Raw genomic sequence first — 17,493 nt, 5'->3', positions numbered from 1 at the left:
GGAGCGTCGAACCGATCCTTCCAGGAGCACCGGAGCCGCCCTTCCCGACATTCGCGGGACGGTAAGCGGACGACTGGATTCGATTTCTTTGTTATGATTTCAGCCATTTTCATCGATTTTCACTTATAACGCATAAGAAGGAAGATCTCCATGGCGCGCACAGAAACCCCGGTTTGTGATTTCGGAAAAAAGGCACACAATTTCGCTCTGCCTGGCGTGGATGGGCAAATCTGGACTCTGGAAAAGTGCAAAGGCCCCAACGGCCTTTTGGTGATGTTCATCTGCAACCACTGTCCTTATGTGAAGGCCGTGCAGGACCGCATCGTGCGGGACGTCAAAGAGCTCAAGGAACACGGCATCAACGCCGTGGCCATCATGTCCAACGACCCGGCCGATTATCCCGAAGACTCCTTCGAAAACATGAAAATCGTCGCGGAGCAACTCGGCTATCCCTTTCCGTACCTGTACGACGAAACTCAGGAAGTGGCCAAGGCCTACGGCGCCGTCTGCACCCCGGACTTCTTCGGCTATAACAAGGATCTGGAGTTGCAGTACCGCGGACGGCTGGACGCCAGCCGCAAGGAAACCGCCCCGCCGGACGTCAGGCGCGAGCTGTTCGACGCCATGAAACAAGTTGCGGAGACCGGCAAGGGTCCGAAGAAGCAAATCCCGAGCATGGGCTGCTCGATCAAATGGCGGGAGCAGCCATCGACACCCAAAAAGACCGCTAAGAAGGCCGCTAAGAAGAAGCCCCTCGCTTTCAAGCGAATCACCGATCTCGATCTCGCCGGCAAGCGCGTTCTGATCCGCGCGGATCTGAACGTTCCCGTCAAGAACGGCAAAGTCACCAGCGACACCCGCATCCGCGCCAGTTTGCCCACGATCGAACATTGCTTGAGAGCCGGCGCCAGGGTCATGGTCATGTCCCATCTGGGGCGGCCGACCGAAGGCATATACACCGACGAATTCTCTCTGAAACCCGTGGCCGATCGCATGACCTGGCTGCTCGGACGCAAAGTGCCCCTCGTGAAAGACTGGCTGAACGGCGTCGACATGCACCCGCGGGAGGTCGTTTTATGCGAAAACGTCCGATTCAACAAGGGTGAGAAAAAAGACGACGAAGCGTTGGCCAAGAAAATGGCCGCTCTCTGCGATATCTACGTGATGGACGCCTTCGGCACCGCGCACCGCGCCGAAGCGTCAACCCACGGCGTAGGCCGTTTCGCGACAGAAACCTGTGCCGGCCTCCTGCTCGCTGCCGAGCTCGACGCTCTCGGCAAGGCTCTGGAAAACCCGGAGCGCCCGCTTTTGGCGATCGTCGGCGGCTCCAAGGTTTCCACCAAGCTGACGGTGCTCGACTCTTTGGCCGCCAAAGTGGACCAACTCATCGTCGGCGGCGGCATCGCCAACACGTTCATCGCCGCGGCAGGTCATCCGGTGGGCAAGTCCTTGTATGAAGCCGACCTGATTCCCGAAGCCAAACGCTTGATGGAACAAGCGAAAGCGGAAGGCGCGGAGATTCCGGTACCGACCGATGTGGTTTGCGCGAAAGAATTCTCCGATTCGGCGACAGCCACGATTAAAAAAGTCAGCAAAGTAGCCGAGGACGATTTGATCCTCGATATCGGGCCGGAAACCGCGGCGCGTTATGCGGAAATGATCAAAGCGGCCGGAACCATCGTCTGGAACGGGCCGGTGGGCGTATTCGAGATCGACCAGTTCGGCGAAGGCACCCGCACCGTAGCCATGGCTATTGCGGAAACCAAGGGTTTTTCCATCGCCGGTGGCGGCGATACGCTCGCGGCGATCGAAAAATACGGCATCGGCGATCGGGTATCATATACCTCGACCGGGGGCGGAGCTTTCCTGGAATTCCTGGAGGGCAAGATGCTTCCCGCCGTAGCGATGTTGCAGGAACGGGCAAAATAGTTCTTCGAGTTCACGGCGCGAAGGAGAGCGGCCGAAGCTGTCCTTCGCGCCTTGTTTTTTGGGCGATCTGAACCTTCCAGCCGCGTTGGCGGTCTGGATTAAGAATCCTTCGACCAAAACGCCCGATGGATCGGATTCCGCTTTGAAAAGCGGGTGTTCTGTACAAGAACCTTGCTTTTAGGGTAAAAGGGTTCCATAAACTATTTGTTTTTATTAAATTTTTCATTCAAAACGACTCTAAATCGAGGATACAGCAAACATGGCAAGAGTAACCGTCGAAGACTGTCTGGAACACGTCGACAATCGTTTTCAGTTGGTTTTGCTGGCAACCAAGAGAGCCCGCCAATTGTCCCGCCATCCGGACGATGCCAAGGTGCCGTGGGAAAACGATAAATCGACCGTCGTGGCGCTTCGGGAAATTGCACAGGGCTTGATCACTCGCGAATATCTCACTGCGGCCGCGAAACAGGAGCGGTTCGCCATCGAGCGTCCGCCGGTACCCAATCCGCATGGCGCAGGCATGGGCAACCTTGAAGAGGACGATTTCGAGTAAGGCGAATCGGTACCTCAAACGCCGAAGAGCCGATACAAGAGCGCGGGCTGCCATGAACCAGCTTCTTCCCAAAGAAGTGACCGAACTGCCGAATGAAAAGCTCATTCGCAGGCTGTGCAGCATAGTCTCGGCCTATCTCGACGGAGCGCAGGTCGAGGAAATTTATCGCGCCTATCAGCTTGCCCTTTCCGCGCATGAGGGCCAATTCCGACTGACCGGCGAACCGTATGTGTGCCATCCCCTTTCGGTCGCCATCATCCTCGCCGAGATGCGCATGGACGCAAAAGGCATCATGGCGGCCATTCTGCACGACGTCATCGAAGACACCTCCGTCACCAAGGAGCAACTGCGAGAACAATTCGGAGACGAAGTCGCCGAACTGGTCGACGGCGTCAGCAAGCTGACCCAGCTCGACTGCAAATCGAGGGCCGAGGCGCAGGCCCAGAATGTCCGAAAGATGGTGCTCGCGATGGTCAAGGACCTCCGCGTGATCATGGTCAAACTGGCGGATCGGCTTCACAACATGCGCACCTTAGGGATAATGTCTCCGACGCGGCGCCGGCGCATCGCCCGCGAGACCCTGGACATCTACGCACCCATTGCCAACCGCCTGGGCATGAACGAGATGCGGCTGGAATTGGAAGAACTGGGGTTCTCCGCCATGTATCCGGTACGTTACCGCGTGCTGGAACAGTCGGTAAAGAAAGCTCGCGGCAACCGCAAGGAGGTGGTGGCGATCATCGAGTCGGCCATCACGAAACGACTGCAGGACGCCGGGCTGGTCAACTGCGAAGTAATCGGACGGGAGAAGCATCTTTATAGTCTCTATCAAAAGATGCGAATCAAGCATGTCTCCTTTTCCGGCGTCTACGACGTTTACGCCTTCCGCATCATCGCAGATGAGGTGGACGATTGTTACCGTGCCTTAGGGATAGTTCACAACCTCTATAAGCCGGTGCCTGGCCGCTTCAAGGATTACATCGCCGTGCCCAAGGCCAACGGCTATCAGTCGCTGCACACCGTGCTGGTCGGGCCTTACGGCCAGCCGCTGGAAATTCAGATCCGCACCCGCGCCATGCACCATCTGGCTGAATCCGGCATCGCGGCACACTGGCTGTACAAGAGCGAGCATGAACAGATTTCGACCAGCCAGACCCGTGCCCACGAGTGGCTGAGAGATCTTCTGGAAATCCAGAAGAGCGCCGGCGACTCGATGGAATTCCTGGACAATTTGAAGGTCGACCTGTTTCAGCAGGAAGTTTACGTCTTCACCCCCAAGGGCAAGATCACCAAGCTTCCGCGCGGAGCCACCATCGTCGACTTCGCTTACGCCGTGCACACCGATATCGGCAATACTTGCGTCTCGGCCCGAATCGACCGGGTACTCGCGCCGCTGCAAACCGTTCTCGAGAACGGCCAGACCGTCGAGATCATCACGGCGCCCTGGGCCCGCCCCAATCCGCTGTGGCTCAATTTCGTCGTCACCGCCAAAGCGCGCGCGGCCATTCGCAGCTATCTCAGGAATTTCAAGAAACAGGAGGCGGTCGCCCTCGGAAAACGTTTGCTGGAAAAGGAATTCGATGCCCAAAACATACGTTTCGAGGATATTCCGCGGGAGCGGATCGACGATTTGCTGAAGGCGCTCGAATTGCCGTCTCTCGAAGCCTTGCTGGAAGATATCGGGCTCGGCAACCGTTTGCCTTTCCTGGTCGTCCGCCAAATGGCGCAAGCCGACGCCACGTCGGAGACTACAGCCAACCAGGAAAACCTGCCAGCACTGTCGCCTCTGATCATCAAAGGCACAGAAGGCATGGTGGTCAACCTCGCCAAGTGCTGCCGCCCGATACCGGGCGACCCCATCGTCGGATTCTTCAATCCCGGCAAGGGGATCGTCGTTCACCTCACCGAGTGCAAGAACGTCTCGGAGCTCAGAAAAAAACACATGAACTGGCTGGACGTGGACTGGGACAAACAAGCCAGCGGCGATTTCCCGGCGGTCATCCGTCTGGAACTGATGAACCAGGTCGGTACCCTGGCTAAAGTCGCCTCCACCATCTCCCGCATGCGCGCCAACATCGAAAACGTCCAGATCTCCAATCAGGACAGCCAGATTTCCACCGACATCATTACCTTGATGGTCAAGGACCGCGTCCATCTCGCCTCGGTCATGCGAGAACTGCGAAAATTATCGGTCGTTTTGAAAATTTCCCGCGTAAAGTCCGAACTCAGAAAGAAACAGAACCATGGCAAAACAAATTATTCAGACTGACCAGGCTCCCAAAGCGATCGGCACCTACTCCCAGGCCGTAAAAGTCGGCGACACGGTTTATCTGTCCGGCCAGATTCCGCTGGACCCCGCCACCATGACGCTGGTCGAAGGCGGCATGGACGTGCAGATCCGCCGCGTGTTCGACAACCTCAAAGCCGTGGCCGAGGCGGCCGGAGGCAGCCTTCGGGATGTCGTCAAACTGAATGTCTTCCTGACCGATCTCGCCCATTTTCCGCTGGTGAACGAAATCATGGCCGAATATTTCGCCGAGCCCTATCCTGCCCGCGCCGCCATCGGCGTGGCCTCCCTGCCGCGTGGCGCCGGAGTCGAAATGGACGCGATCATGGTTTTGGCGAAATAGGCGTCCCGCGACTATTTGGCTTCGCAAAACCGTTCTCTCGACGAGCTTCCGGTCGCCACCCTCAGGGGGGCGGGAGCGCAAACCCTCAAACGGCTGGAAAAGCTGGGCATTTCGACCGTCAGCGACTTGCTTTTCCATCTGCCGCTGCGTTATGAGGATCGGACGTCCGTCACCGCTATCGGACATCTGAAACCCGGCGGTCATGCGCTGGTGGAAGGCCGGATCGAACTCGCGGAAATCCTCCCAAAGGGCCGTCGCTCGCTGATTGTTCGGATCGGCGACGGCACCGGCTTTCTCGATCTGCGGTTCTTCCATTACACGGCGAAACAGCGCGAGCAGCTGACCCGCGGCAAGCGGCTGAGCTGTTACGGCGAAGTGCGGACGGGTTATGCGGGCCTGGAAATGACCCATCCCGATTACAAACTCATCGACGATACGGAGACCGATGTTCCCGAGCGCGCGCTGACGCCGGTTTATCCCTTGACCGAAGGCATCCATCAGAAAGCCATTCGCCGGCTGGCCGCACAAGCACTGTCCATGGCCGACGAAACCCGGCTTCCCGACTTATTGCCCGAGCCCTTGATCCCTTCGGCGAACCGGTTGCGACTCATGGACGCGCTTCGGCTTCTGCATCAGCCGCCCGCCGGCTACAACGAAACTTCGCCGCAACTCGCCGCCGCCCGTTCGCGCCTCGCCTTCGAAGAGCTGCTTAGCCATCATCTGAGCCTCGGGCGCTTCCGGGCCAAGATGCAGGCTCATCGAGCCCCGGTTATGGCGATCAATCGGGAGGCGGCGGACCGGTTTCTGCGCAGCCTGCCGTTCTCTCTAACCGCCGCCCAAAAGCGCGTGATTGCCGAGATCGAAGCCGATTTATCCGGTAACCGTCCCATGATGCGCTTGGTCCAAGGCGACGTGGGATCGGGCAAGACGGTGGTGGCTGCCCATGCCGCGCTGACCGCGCTGTCGTCCAACTACCAGGTCGGCATCATGGCTCCTACCGAACTTTTGGCCGAGCAGCATTTCCGAAGCTTTCGGCAGTGGCTCGAACCCTTCGGCATACAGATCGCCTTCTTGTCCGGACGCCTCAAGGGCGAAGCCCGGAAAGCCGAGCTCGACGCCATCGGTCGCGGCGCAGCCGGCATCGTCATCGGCACCCACGCCCTATTTCAGGAACAGGTGGCATTTCATCGCCTGGGGCTCGTCATCATCGACGAACAGCACCGATTCGGCGTCCATCAACGGCTGGCGCTCCGCGAAAAAGGTCTGCATGATGGCTTGTATCCGCACCAACTCATCATGACCGCCACACCGATTCCGAGAACCTTGGCGATGCTCGGGTATGCCGATCTCGATCTATCGGTCATCGACGAGCGTCCGCCAGGACGGACTCCCGTCAAGACCGTGGTCATTCCGACCAGTCGCCGGGCTGAAATCATCGCCCGCATCACCGACTGGGCGTCCAAAGGAAGACAGGTGTACTGGGTTTGCACGCTGATCGAGGAATCCGAGGCATTGCAATGCGAAGCAGCGGAAAAAACCGCCGTCGTGCTCGCCGAAGCGCTTCCGGATGTTCGCGTCGCGCTGATACACGGGCGTTTGAAACCCGCCGAAAAGGAAGCCGTCATGTCAGCCTTCAAGGAAGGGCATTTCGATTTGCTGGTGGCCACTACCGTCATCGAAGTCGGCGTGGACGTCCCGAATGCCAGCCTGATGATCATCGAGAATGCCGAGCGCTTGGGACTGGCCCAGCTGCACCAATTGCGCGGGAGGGTGGGACGCGGTCCCGGCGAGGCGCATTGCGTCTTGCTGTACCAGCCGCCTCTGTCGGAAACCGCCAAACAACGTTTGGGTATCCTGCGGGACTCCGATGACGGCTTCGTCATCGCCGAAAAAGACCTGGAATTGCGGGGACCGGGAGAACTCCTGGGAACCCGGCAGACCGGCCAGGTCCAGTTCCGCATCGCCGACTTGGCGCGCGACGGACACCTCTTGGATGCCGTTGCTCAAACGGCCGCCATTCTGCTGCGGGATTATCCCGACCGCGCCGAACGCCTGATCCGGCGCTGGGTCGGTCATTCGGTGCAATATGCCGGGGCTTGAATGACTACCCGTACGGGGTATCGACGTTTTTCGAGATGCCATTACATTCTTCCGAAGCGGATACGCCGTGGCGAAACCCCATCTTATCCCCGCCTTGAGGGAAAATCGACCAACGAGATAAGAGCCTATCCAGGCCGTTCGCCCTGAGCCCTTCGACTTAGCTCAGGACAGGGTTGTCGAAGGGTCTGTCCTGAGCCGAGTCGAAGGGTTCTGGGACCTACCGGGATAGGCTCTAAGCACCCTGACGAAACGCTTGCGACGCCAGATACGAATCCGACACACCGGAGATGAAAGCCATGAAACTCAACGCAGAGTCCTTGAGACAAATGAAGTCGGTAAAGCCGATCCCGATGCTGACGGCTTACACCGCCCCCGTAGCCCGCTCTCTCGAAAAAGCGGGGATTCCGGTCATCCTGGTCGGAGACACGGTGGGGATGGTGGAAATGGGCTTCGACAGCACGCGCCATGTCACCATCGAGCACATGCAATACCATATCGGCGCCGTCCGCCGCGGCGCGCCGAATACGCATATCATCGGCGATCTTCCATACAACAGCGATCGCGATCCGGCCACGGCCCTGAATAACGCCAAACTGCTGCTGGACGCCGGCGCCGACAGCATCAAGCTGGAAGGTCCGAAGTACGACGTGATCGCTCATCTCGTTGCCAACGGAATCGACGTGGTCGGCCATACCGGATTGACGCCCCAGACGGCTTCCGACTTCCGACAGGTCGGAGGCAAGAAAAGCGACGCGGAACGCATCTTGAGCGAAGCGATCGACATCGCGGAAGCGGGCGCGTTCTTGGTGGTTCTGGAGCACATACCGGCAACCCTGGCGAAGACCATCACGCAGTCGATCAAGGTGCCCACCGTGGGAATCGGTGCCGGCGCATCGTGCGATGGACAGGTTTTGGTCATTAACGACGCGATCGGCCTGGGGGATTTCTGGCCGCCGTTTTCGAGACAGTACGCTTACGTTGGCAAAGCGATCGTCGATGTTGCCGAGCGATTCATGAAGGAAGTCGACGACGGAACCTTCGTGGACAATGTTCTCCACATGCGCGGTTCAAGGAAGAGATAGAGATAGCGATTTGTCCGACCGAAGCGGCCGCTCCGACCGAACCGCCGGAACAGAGGCGCAGCTAGGCAATTCCTTGCAGATGAATGTATCCGGCCGGTCAGGAAAACTCACGCGCTCTGCTAAAATTCGCGGTTTATTCTCGAGACCGACCATTGACGACACGCAGCCAACTTTTCCGCCGAGCACCGGACTGGTTTCAACTTGGAAGCAGTCAGCGCAGCCAGATCCCCGAAGGGCTCCATCCATGGCTTTTCGAAGCCGGCTCGCTGACCCGCCGGGTTCGCGGCCTTTGCGGCGGCGATTTTCGCCTCCGGGTGCTGCAGCAGGACTGGCTGAGGCCGTTTGCCGACGAATCGAGAGCGCTGAGACTTAGACCTTCGCGGGTCGCGTTGGTACGCGAGGTGGCTCTTCAATGCGGCGAACAGCCCCTGGTCGTGGCGCGCAGCATCATACCGGCAAGTATTCTCCGCGGCGCTCAGCGCCATCTGGCTTCTTTGGGCAACCGCCCGCTGGGAGAGATTCTTTTCTCCGACCCGAACCTGAAGCGGCTGGGGCTGGAATTGGCCGTCGTCGAAAGGGCGAAATGGCTACCGGAACGTTCCAAAGCTCTTGACTTCGCCGAATCGTCCGACCGAATCTGGGGTCGGCGCTCGCTGTACGCCGTCGCGCACGGAAACCTGTTAGTAGCCGAGTTTTTTCTACCTTCTCTGTTGAAGCGAGAAGCAAGCCTATGATCGACCAACCGACCTTCCGGCTGTCCAGCCGTCGTCTCGAGCTTTACTGGCGATTGATGCGTCTGGACAAGCCCATCGGCATCTTCCTTCTGCTTTGGCCGGCCCTGTGGGCGCTATTGATTGCCGGAAACGGCAAACCCGACGTCCTGGTGAGCTTCGTCATCGTCACCGGCGTCGTGCTGATGCGGGCGGCGGGCTGCGTGATCAATGACTACGCCGACCGCGACTTCGACCCCCACGTCAAACGCACCAAATTACGTCCGATCGCCGCCGGACTGGTGACACCCAAGGAAGCGCTTTGGCTGTTCGTCGTGCTGTGCCTGGTATCGTTCGGCCTGGTTCTACTCACCAACCCGCTCACAATCGCGCTGTCGGTCCCCGGCGCTTTTCTCGCCGCGTCCTATCCGTTCATGAAGCGCTACACCTATCTTCCGCAAGCCTATCTGGGACTCGCCTTCGGCTGGGCGGTGCCCATGACTTTCGCGGCCCAGACGGGCGGCATTCCGTGGGTCGGCTGGGAACTTTACTTCGCCACCATCCTGTGGGCTTTGGTTTACGACACGATGTACGCCATGGTGGATCGGGAGGACGATCTCAAGATCGGCGTCAAATCCACCGCCATTCTGTTCGGCGACATGGATCGGGTGCTGATCGGAATGCTTCAGGTCTTCGTGCTGCTGATTCTTTATTCGGTGGGAAGGCAATCCGGGCTTGGAATAGCCTATTTTCTCGGTCTCTTGGTCGCCGCCGGGCTGGCCGCCTACCAACAGTATCTGATCCGGGAGCGCGATCCCGCCGGCTGCTTCAAAGCATTTCTGAACAATCATTGGTTCGGCGCGGCGGTATTTTTCGGGTTGGTAGTCGACTACGTCTCCCGCCTTTAGAGCATTTTCCGATTCGGTGTCAGAGAGCCCGATAGGTAGGTCGGCAATCCCTTCCCAATCGCAAACGGTCGCTTTAGTCGCGACCCTTCCGACAAAATCCTTTGCCGAGCCGATAAGTCGGCAAGGGATTGCCGACCTACGTTCTTCCCGCCCGACACGAAGCCGTACACCGGGATGAAAAACGCTCTAGGATGCCTCCGGAGCACCAGCAAGCTCGCATCGAGCCCTCGTTTCACCCGGACTGTTCAACCGCCAATGCCTTACGAGCGAGATGATAAACGAGCAGAGGCAAAGGCATGCGCAGCCAATGGCCCCGAACATAAAGCATCCACCGGGCAATCCCCGTGAAACGGTCGGCGACTGTGGAATGCTTCGGCCGAAGCGCCCGTAAGAACAGCGCATCCATCAGGCTGAGCAATGGCCGCGCCGGCGATCCCACCGCAGCCTTGGCCTGAATCCGCGGAGGAATTCGCGTCCCCAGTATCTTCTCCGTATAACGAAAAGCGTAAAACAAAGGCCTGGCAAGACCGACCTCCACGGCTCGTTCCATCAGACGCTCCCAAAAGCTGTCGTCAGCGGCTGCGAAGTGCGTAAGCAGGGTATCGATATCGGCGAGGTCTCTAAATCCCGAATCCAGTTCGCCTTCCAAAAAAAGATGAGTAGCACTGTGCAGCACCATATCTTCGGGCGCAAGCACAAACAGCCTGTCATGTCCCGGCAACGGCGCTGCCGCAGCGAGCATTTTTTTCGAATCGGCCCGAATCCTGGAAGTAATCGGTGTAATAGCATGATGTACATCGATAACCGTACCACGCTTAATGTGCTGCATCGGTGGGATTTCGTGCATCCATTGGCGATAGTAGCGCTGGTCATAAGCATCATGATGCGTGCTTATCCAGCCATGCAGCATCAGCGCCGCTTCGACATCGGCCAATCGCTCGCGCGGCACCAGTATGTCGATGTCAGCAAACACACGCCCCCGTGCTGCCGGTAGGCCGGCCATTGCGTAGGCCGCCCCCTTGAGCAGGACGATTGGAGCCTGAGTTCTAGCCAGGGCCTTTCGGATTTGCTCGACCTCAATTTCCACGGCCTGGTTTTGCCGGCGTGCAACCAGGTGCGCAGAGATCAGATGTCTGCGGGGAGCCTCCGGGATTAGATCGAGCAAGCCATGGTCTTCGAGTCGGGCCGCTAACTTGGCGAGTACCTTTGCCGCCCTGCACTGGCGGATAACGATGTCCCAGTCGCCGAGAGAACAATCGATTAGAGTCTCGGTGCATGTCAGCGCCTTGGCGGCGGCGACATTCATCGGGCCTGACATAGCGGAGGCGCCTTCAAATCAGCAAATATCGAGATGGCATCATCCAGCTTACTATAGGTAAATTCATAACATTCAGCCTGATCGACTATGCCTATCAAAGCATCAAAGCCTATTGCACCCAGTAATGTGTAATTAAATGAGTTTTCGGCGAGACGCACGACTGTCCGAGCCTTGGAGTGAGGCCGCAACCGAACGGCAGCATCGCGCTCGTAACGAGGAAAGATGACCCACGCAGGACAAGCCGTTTCGCGAGAACGGAGAATGCTGCCGACCGGCGCTTTCATGTGAGTTACTGTCCCTTTGCGGGTATCTTTTACTACCGGCCCAATCACTGCCGAAGGATTGAAATGGCGGATAATTTCGATCGAATCATTCTTGAGCCCGATCGGGCGGGGAATAGGCGCTATCCGAAGCGTTGCCGGATCGATAAGAGCCAATTCATCGGAAAGCAGCCTCCATCCGCGACTGACCAAAGCGGCGCAGAGTGTACTCTTGCCCGAACCCGGGGGAGCCGCCAAAATTGCCGCACATCCCTCCCGCTCAACGACCGCTGCATGAATCATCAGAAACCGATGGCAATGGTTCGCTATACACCAATTAAGCCCCCATTCGAACATGGGATAAGCTTGCTCGTAAGGCAAAGGCTTAAATGGAACCGTGCCGTCGAATTCAAAGCTGACCTGAGGGCGGAACCAGCGATACGCCGATCGAGGTCGCCGCAACGATACGTGGAAATCTGCAAAAGCGCTTGAACCTGGTACCGGGTACTCGCTGTAGTAAAGCTGTAAGCCGGCTAAAACGCTAGGAATATCGGTATAGATTCGGACAACAAACGGAGCAAGTTCTAGAGTTACGCCCTTGTCCGAAAATTGCGCGGACAGGGTCTCGTCGAAGGAGTTAAAAGAGCTCAACTGGCAATTATTTCAATTAGGCCAAGACGCTGAAATTCTTCTAATGTGATGTCAAGAACTCGAATCAACTCCTGTTCGTCGAGATCACCTTTTGCGTTTATTCCGGCAAGAATGGTTGAAGTCTTAAGCTCCTTCTCAGCCTGCAGCATTTCTAGAATCTGAGCACTCAATTTCGGCACTGCGTAAGTATTACAACTGGCTGCATCAAATACCACGCATTCGTCCTGCCAAAGCGGCGATATCTTCAGGCGGGCCGCCGAACAAAGAGTGACCACGCGTAAGGTCATGAAGATCAAAAGCAATTTATACCAAAGCCAGCTAATTTTTAGACAAACCCCATGGTGCTTTGTAGATAAAAAATGATTTCCGCTACTCCCCATTTAACACCATTCGTGGGCTGATACTCCGTTAAAGGACCTTTCGCAAACATCTCTTTTGCTTGATCTACCGAAACTGGATACTTCGAATCGGCATTTGCGTTATAAATCGCCGCAATAATGAATTGGGCGAACTGGGCGGCTTGCGGATCGGGCTGCTTTTCCGGAAACGCCAAAAGTTCCCATACAGACGCAAGCCGAGTTTGATCTACAGTCCCGGCACCGTTTGTTGGTAAAACTGGTATAAAAGTAGTAGTGGCGCCAACATACACATCCACGGTTGTACCAAAACTGGATATCTTTGAAGCGGGAGGATTCGAGTCCGATGAAAAAAATGTGTCAAACGAAGGGACACCGCCCCCGGTACAGCCGATCGGATTTCCACTGCCGTCTTGTATCTGCAGTTGCGGTGCATCCAATCCACCTAGAGGCCATGAACCGAACGAAGCACACATCACCAAATAGGAAGGCGGTTTTCCATTGCAGGAATAAACCGGCTCCTCTGTTTGGGGACTGGTGTTTCCAGATGCATGCCGGGATGGAGTGGCACAAGCATTAGCCAACGGCGAATAACCAGAAAAGCTCATCAGGACAGGCGTGGTCAGACCAATTCTCGTCAAATTGCGCCGCGTTTGATCAATTTCCTTTTGCTGCGTTGATGACCGCAACTCAGACTGTTCTTCATGAAGCATATCTTTAGCCATTGTTAGTGCAAATTTCCGATTGTTAAAAACTCTAATGCAACTTACGCGCCGATCACCCTAATAAATTGATTTCTTGGCAACTTTTGATCGCATGCGCAACAATTTTGGCACACTTGTAAAACTTTCTGACATTTGCCAAGATTTGGAGCGAAAGTCAATCAAACTTTACTTCCCGGTAATCTAGTTTAACAGCTGAGTATCCGCCACCCGGACATATTTGCAACTTTCGATCAGAAGCGTGTGTTCGCGATTTAGCCAGGCTTGGAGAACAACCGGTACCAAGATTTTATTCAACAGCGTCCTGCTACCCTATAACTCTCCCGACTTCGACACACAGAACGACCTTGCTTTCACATGTTTACGTAGTTCGGTCCCCCGCCCCCTTCTGGAGGCACCCAGTTGATGTTCTGTGCCGGATCCTTGATGTCGCACACTTTGCAGTGAACGCAGTTCTGCGCGTTGATCTGGAATCGGGCCGGCTGTCCCGGCGCCTCCACGATTTCATAAACCGCCGCCGGGCAATAACGCTGCGCCGGCTCGTCGTACAGCGGCAGATTCCGCTCGATCGGGATGGCCGGATCGGTCAGAACGAGATGGCAGGGCTGGTCTTCCTCGTGATTGGTGTTGGATAGATAGACCGAGGATAGTCTATCGAAGCTCAGCACGCCGTCGGGCTTCGAATAATCGATCTTACGACTGTCCGCGGCTCGATCCAACGAGGCGTGATCCGGAACGCGATTGTGCAGGGTAAACGGCAGCTTTCCCCGGAAAACATTCTGATCGATCCAAATGAACGCGCTTCCAACAAGCGTTCCGAATTTCGCCAACGCGGGACCGATGTTCCGGCCCCGGAACAGCTCCTGATCGACCCACGATTGGCGATAACGGCCGCCCATATCCGGAATTCCGCCCGTTTCCAGCGCCTCGAACACCGCCTCCGCCGCCAGCATGCCGGTCTTCATGGCGGTATGATTGCCCTTGATCTTCACCGGGTTGAGAAAACCGGCATCGCAACCCGCCATCACGCCGCCCGGAAAAGACAGCTTCGGCACCGACTGCCAGCCGCCCTTGTTCACCGCGCGGGCGCCGTAGCCGATCCGGGTTCCGCCTTCGAGGAACCGGCGCACCACCGGATGGTGCTTCCAGCGCTGCATTTCGCTGAAAGGATTCAAATAAGGATTACGGTAATTCAAGGCCACAATCAAACCGAGCGAAACCAATCCGTCCTCGCCGTGGTAAACGAAGCCGCCACCTTCGGTTTCGTTGTCCAAAGGCCAGCCTAAGGTGTGAACGACCCATCCGGGCCGATGACGCGACGGATCGATGCGCCAGATTTCCTTGATGCCGATGCCGTAATGCTGCGGATCGACGTCCCGCCGCAATTCGAAGCGCTCCATCAGCCGCTTGCCCAAATGCCCGCGGCAGCCTTCGGCAAAAATCGTGTAGGGCGCTCGCAGCTCCACGCCCGGCTGATAGTTCGGCTTCTTCGAACCGTCCCTGGCAATGCCCATGTCGCCCGTGACGACGCCGGCTACTGCGCCCGCGTCGTCATAAAGCACATCGGCCGCGGCGAACCCCGTGAATATCTCGGCGCCAAGGGCCTCGGCTTTTTCCGCCAGCCATCGGCACAAGCGGCCCAGGCTGATCACGTAATTGCCCTCGTTACGCATCGGCTTCGGCATCAGAAAGCCGGGCGCTTTGAACGAGCGCTTTTCGCTAAGGAGGTAATGCAATTCATCGTGTTCGACGGCCACGGTGACGGGCGCGCCCTGCCCTTTCCAGTCCGGGAAAAGTTCGTTCAGGGCGGTCGGCTCGAACACGGCGCCGGAAATGATGTGGGCGCCGACCTCCGCACCCTTTTCGACGACGCAGACCCGGAGCGACTTTCCGGCTTCATTGGCCAGCTGCATCAATCGGCAGGCGGCGGACAGTCCCGCGGGGCCGGCCCCCACGATGACGACATCGAACTCCAGACTCTCCCGATTCACGATTTATCCTTGGGCAGAGCATCGACCAATGCCGGCAGCACCTCGAACAAGTCGCCCACCAGGCCGATATCCGCCACTTCGAAGATTGGCGCATCGGGGTCCTTATTGACGGCGACGATGGTCCCCGCATCCTTGATTCCCGCCAGATGCTGTATCGCGCCCGAAATACCGAAGGCGAGATAAAGCTCCGGCGCGATGATCTTGCCGGTCTGCCCCACCTGCAAGTCGTTCGGAACGAATCCGGCATCCACCGCCGCGCGGGAAGCGCTGACCGCCGCGCCCAGCCGATCCGCCAGGGCGTAGATCAAGTCGAAGTTTTCCTTGCTTGCCAGGCCGCGCCCGCCGGACACCACCACGCGGGCCGACTGGAGATCGGGACGCCCGCCGCCGGACGAACCTTCGACCCGGAGAAAACGCGTGTGGGTCGGGCAGTCGAAATCGAGGCTGATTTTTTCCACAGGCGCCGATCCTGTCTCGGCAACCGCCTTGAACGAAGCCGTACGCACGGTCGCGACGACGATGCCCGGCGGCGTCTCGATCGTTTCCAGTGCATTGCCGGCGTAGATCGGGCGCTCGAATACGTTCCGATCGATCACCCGCATGATATCGCTGACCTGCGGTACGCCGAGCAGCGCCGCCACGCGCGGCAAAAGATCCTTGCCGAAGGTGGTCGCCGGTGCCAGCACATGGGTGTAGCCCTTGGCCAGAGCGGAAATCTGTGGCGCCAGAACCGCCGCCACGGGGTTCCGGTTGGCGGCATGTTCGACCAGCAACACCCGGGTCACGCCATTCAGCCGAGCCGCGGCTTGCGCGGGCTTGTTCTCCGCCTCGGCGAATACGGCCACATCGATCGTCTCCGGACCGAGATCGAGCGCGCAGGCGACGGTTCTCGCCGTCGAAGGATTCAAGGTTTCGCCGTCGTGCTCGGCGAGAACCAATACCTTGCTCATGACAACAGCCCTCGCTCATGCAGCGCCGCCACCAGCTCGTCGACCGAAGCCACTTTCCGTCCGGCCTGGCGCTTCGGCGGAGGCGCGACTTTGAGCAGCCTGGCTTCCGGTACGAACTCGACGCCCAGGTCCTCCGGCGTAACCGTTTCGATCGGCAAGCGGCGCGCCTTCATGATGTCCGGCAACTTGGGATAACGGGGAATATTGAGGCGAAGATCGGCGGAAATCACCGCCGGCAGATCGACCGACAGAAATTCGAGCCCGGCATCCACCTCGCGGGCGACGGTGGCGGACTTGTCATTCAACTCGATTTTGGAAGCAAAGGTCGCCTGAGGCCAGCCGAGCAGAGCCGCCAGCATCTGCGGAGTTTGATTGCAGTCGTCGTCGATGGCCTGCTTGCCCATGAGGATCAAATCGGGATTTTCGCGCCGGGCGAGCCCGGCCAGGGCGCCTGCGGCATTGATGGGTTGAGGAGCTGCATCCAGAGGTATATGAATCGCTCGGTCCGCACCGAGTGCCAAGGCGCTACGCAGCTGCTCCTGGAGCGCCTGCGGCCCGATCGAAACGGCCACGATTTGCGTCGCCTTGCCGGCCTCCTTAAGGCGAATCGCCTCTTCCAGGGCGATCTCGTCGAAGGGATTCATGCTCATCTTCACCCCGTCCAGCATGACGCCCGAGCCGTCCGGCTTCACCTGGATGCGCACGTTGTAATCCACCACGCGCTTTACACTCACCAATACCTTCATGCGCCACCTCGGATCGTCGGCGGGAGCGTATTCTTCGTCCCTAGGCCATATAATAACTTTATGACTCGAAAAAGCACTCTCTTCGACATGACGCCTCTCTCCCAAATCAGCTATATCGATTCGCCCAGCCAACTCCAAGATTTCTGCCGCGCCGTCGAGAACTCCCCATGGCTCGCCGTGGACACCGAGTTCCTGCGCGAGAAAACCTACTTTCCGAAATTCTGCCTGCTCCAGATCGCGACCGCCGACAAGATCGCCTGCATCGATCCGCTCGCGCTCGAATCCTTGGACCCGGTAGCGGATTTACTGTTCGATCCGGCCATCACCAAGGTTTTTCATGCCGGGCGACAGGACCTGGAAATCTTTTTTCATCTATGGGGAAAACTGCCGGCACCGATCTTCGATACCCAGATCGCGGCTCCCCTGATCGGCTTGCCCGAACAAATCAGCTATGCCGGACTGATTTCGGAACTGCTCGGAATAACCTTGGGCAAAGGCCACGCGCGCACCGACTGGTCGCTCCGGCCCCTGGCCGATGCGCAATTGCGCTATGCGGCCGACGACGTCGTTCATCTCGGAACCGCTTA

General features: G+C 57.9%; 16 protein-coding genes and 1 pseudogene. 10 read left to right on the top strand and 7 right to left on the bottom strand.

Going from position 1 to position 17,493, the window contains the following annotated elements; genetic code table 11:
- Positions 1-150: 150 nt before the first annotated feature.
- The 9 genes and pseudogenes from ABJK70_RS08965 to ubiA all read left to right on the top strand — a co-directional run.
- Positions 151-564 (top strand): annotated as a pseudogene (locus ABJK70_RS08965) (thioredoxin family protein); the annotation flags it as partial.
- 204 nt (positions 565-768) lie between these two features.
- Positions 769-1,929, top strand: coding sequence for a phosphoglycerate kinase (locus ABJK70_RS08960; RefSeq protein WP_347257806.1), 1,161 nt, complete (start codon positions 769-771; stop codon positions 1,927-1,929).
- Between the two features lie 259 nt (positions 1,930-2,188).
- Positions 2,189-2,482, top strand: a complete 294-nt coding sequence (rpoZ, locus tag ABJK70_RS08955; RefSeq protein ID WP_077728847.1) for a DNA-directed RNA polymerase subunit omega — start codon at positions 2,189-2,191, stop codon at positions 2,480-2,482.
- Between the two features lie 52 nt (positions 2,483-2,534).
- Positions 2,535-4,751, top strand: a complete 2,217-nt coding sequence (locus tag ABJK70_RS08950) for a RelA/SpoT family protein (RefSeq protein WP_077728846.1) — start codon at positions 2,535-2,537, stop codon at positions 4,749-4,751.
- On the top strand, positions 4,726-5,112 hold the full coding sequence (locus tag ABJK70_RS08945; protein ID WP_086134568.1) for a RidA family protein: 387 nt from the start codon (positions 4,726-4,728) through the stop codon (positions 5,110-5,112). The genes ABJK70_RS08950 and ABJK70_RS08945 overlap by 26 nt, the downstream gene beginning before the upstream one ends.
- 15 nt (positions 5,113-5,127) lie before the next feature.
- Positions 5,128-7,212 carry an ATP-dependent DNA helicase RecG gene (recG, locus tag ABJK70_RS08940; protein WP_077728844.1) on the top strand — a complete coding sequence of 695 codons (2,085 nt, stop codon included), beginning with the start codon at positions 5,128-5,130 and terminating at the stop codon, positions 7,210-7,212.
- 296 nt (positions 7,213-7,508) lie between these two features.
- Entirely contained in the window at positions 7,509-8,294 is a 786-nt protein-coding gene (panB, locus tag ABJK70_RS08935; protein WP_077728843.1) for a 3-methyl-2-oxobutanoate hydroxymethyltransferase, read from the top strand.
- Positions 8,295-8,446: 152 nt separating this feature from the next.
- Positions 8,447-9,028, top strand: coding sequence for a chorismate lyase (locus ABJK70_RS08930; RefSeq protein WP_240502407.1), 582 nt, complete (start codon positions 8,447-8,449; stop codon positions 9,026-9,028).
- Complete coding sequence (gene ubiA / locus ABJK70_RS08925) at positions 9,025-9,912, top strand: 4-hydroxybenzoate octaprenyltransferase (protein WP_077728841.1); 888 nt, start codon at positions 9,025-9,027, stop codon at positions 9,910-9,912. The genes ABJK70_RS08930 and ubiA overlap by 4 nt, the downstream gene beginning before the upstream one ends.
- A gap of 232 nt (positions 9,913-10,144) precedes the next feature.
- Here the strand turns inward: ubiA and ABJK70_RS08920 are convergent, their stop codons facing one another.
- The 7 genes from ABJK70_RS08920 to ABJK70_RS08890 form a co-directional block, all read right to left on the bottom strand.
- Positions 10,145-11,230, bottom strand: coding sequence for a nucleotidyltransferase family protein (locus tag ABJK70_RS08920; RefSeq protein ID WP_077728840.1), 1,086 nt, complete (start codon positions 11,228-11,230; stop codon positions 10,145-10,147).
- On the bottom strand, positions 11,215-12,141 hold the full coding sequence (locus ABJK70_RS08915) for an HprK-related kinase A (protein WP_347257804.1): 927 nt from the start codon (positions 12,139-12,141) through the stop codon (positions 11,215-11,217). The genes ABJK70_RS08920 and ABJK70_RS08915 overlap by 16 nt, the downstream gene beginning before the upstream one ends.
- Positions 12,138-12,428: an HPr-rel-A system PqqD family peptide chaperone gene (locus tag ABJK70_RS08910; protein ID WP_347257805.1), complete on the bottom strand. Its 291-nt coding sequence runs from the start codon at positions 12,426-12,428 to the stop codon at positions 12,138-12,140. The genes ABJK70_RS08915 and ABJK70_RS08910 overlap by 4 nt, the downstream gene beginning before the upstream one ends.
- A 38-nt stretch (positions 12,429-12,466) precedes the next feature.
- Complete coding sequence (locus ABJK70_RS08905) at positions 12,467-13,222, bottom strand: hypothetical protein (protein WP_156880388.1); 756 nt, start codon at positions 13,220-13,222, stop codon at positions 12,467-12,469.
- Between the two features lie 350 nt (positions 13,223-13,572).
- Entirely contained in the window at positions 13,573-15,210 is a 1,638-nt protein-coding gene (locus tag ABJK70_RS08900; protein ID WP_347257803.1) for an electron transfer flavoprotein-ubiquinone oxidoreductase, read from the bottom strand.
- On the bottom strand, positions 15,207-16,160 hold the full coding sequence (locus tag ABJK70_RS08895; RefSeq protein ID WP_347257802.1) for an FAD-binding protein: 954 nt from the start codon (positions 16,158-16,160) through the stop codon (positions 15,207-15,209). The genes ABJK70_RS08900 and ABJK70_RS08895 overlap by 4 nt, the downstream gene beginning before the upstream one ends.
- Positions 16,157-16,906, bottom strand: a complete 750-nt coding sequence (locus ABJK70_RS08890; RefSeq protein ID WP_347257801.1) for an electron transfer flavoprotein subunit beta/FixA family protein — start codon at positions 16,904-16,906, stop codon at positions 16,157-16,159. The genes ABJK70_RS08895 and ABJK70_RS08890 overlap by 4 nt, the downstream gene beginning before the upstream one ends.
- Positions 16,907-16,993: 87 nt before the next feature.
- Between ABJK70_RS08890 and ABJK70_RS08885 the strand changes: the two genes are divergently transcribed.
- The coding region (locus ABJK70_RS08885) for a ribonuclease D (RefSeq protein WP_347257800.1) at positions 16,994-17,493 on the top strand (500 nt) is incomplete at its 3' end.

This window comes from Methylocaldum sp. (genome assembly GCF_039794385.1).
Lineage (GTDB): Bacteria > Pseudomonadota > Gammaproteobacteria > Methylococcales > Methylococcaceae > Methylocaldum.
The sequence above is the reverse complement of the archived record's forward strand: the minus strand, read 5'-3'. Positions and strand labels throughout refer to the sequence as shown.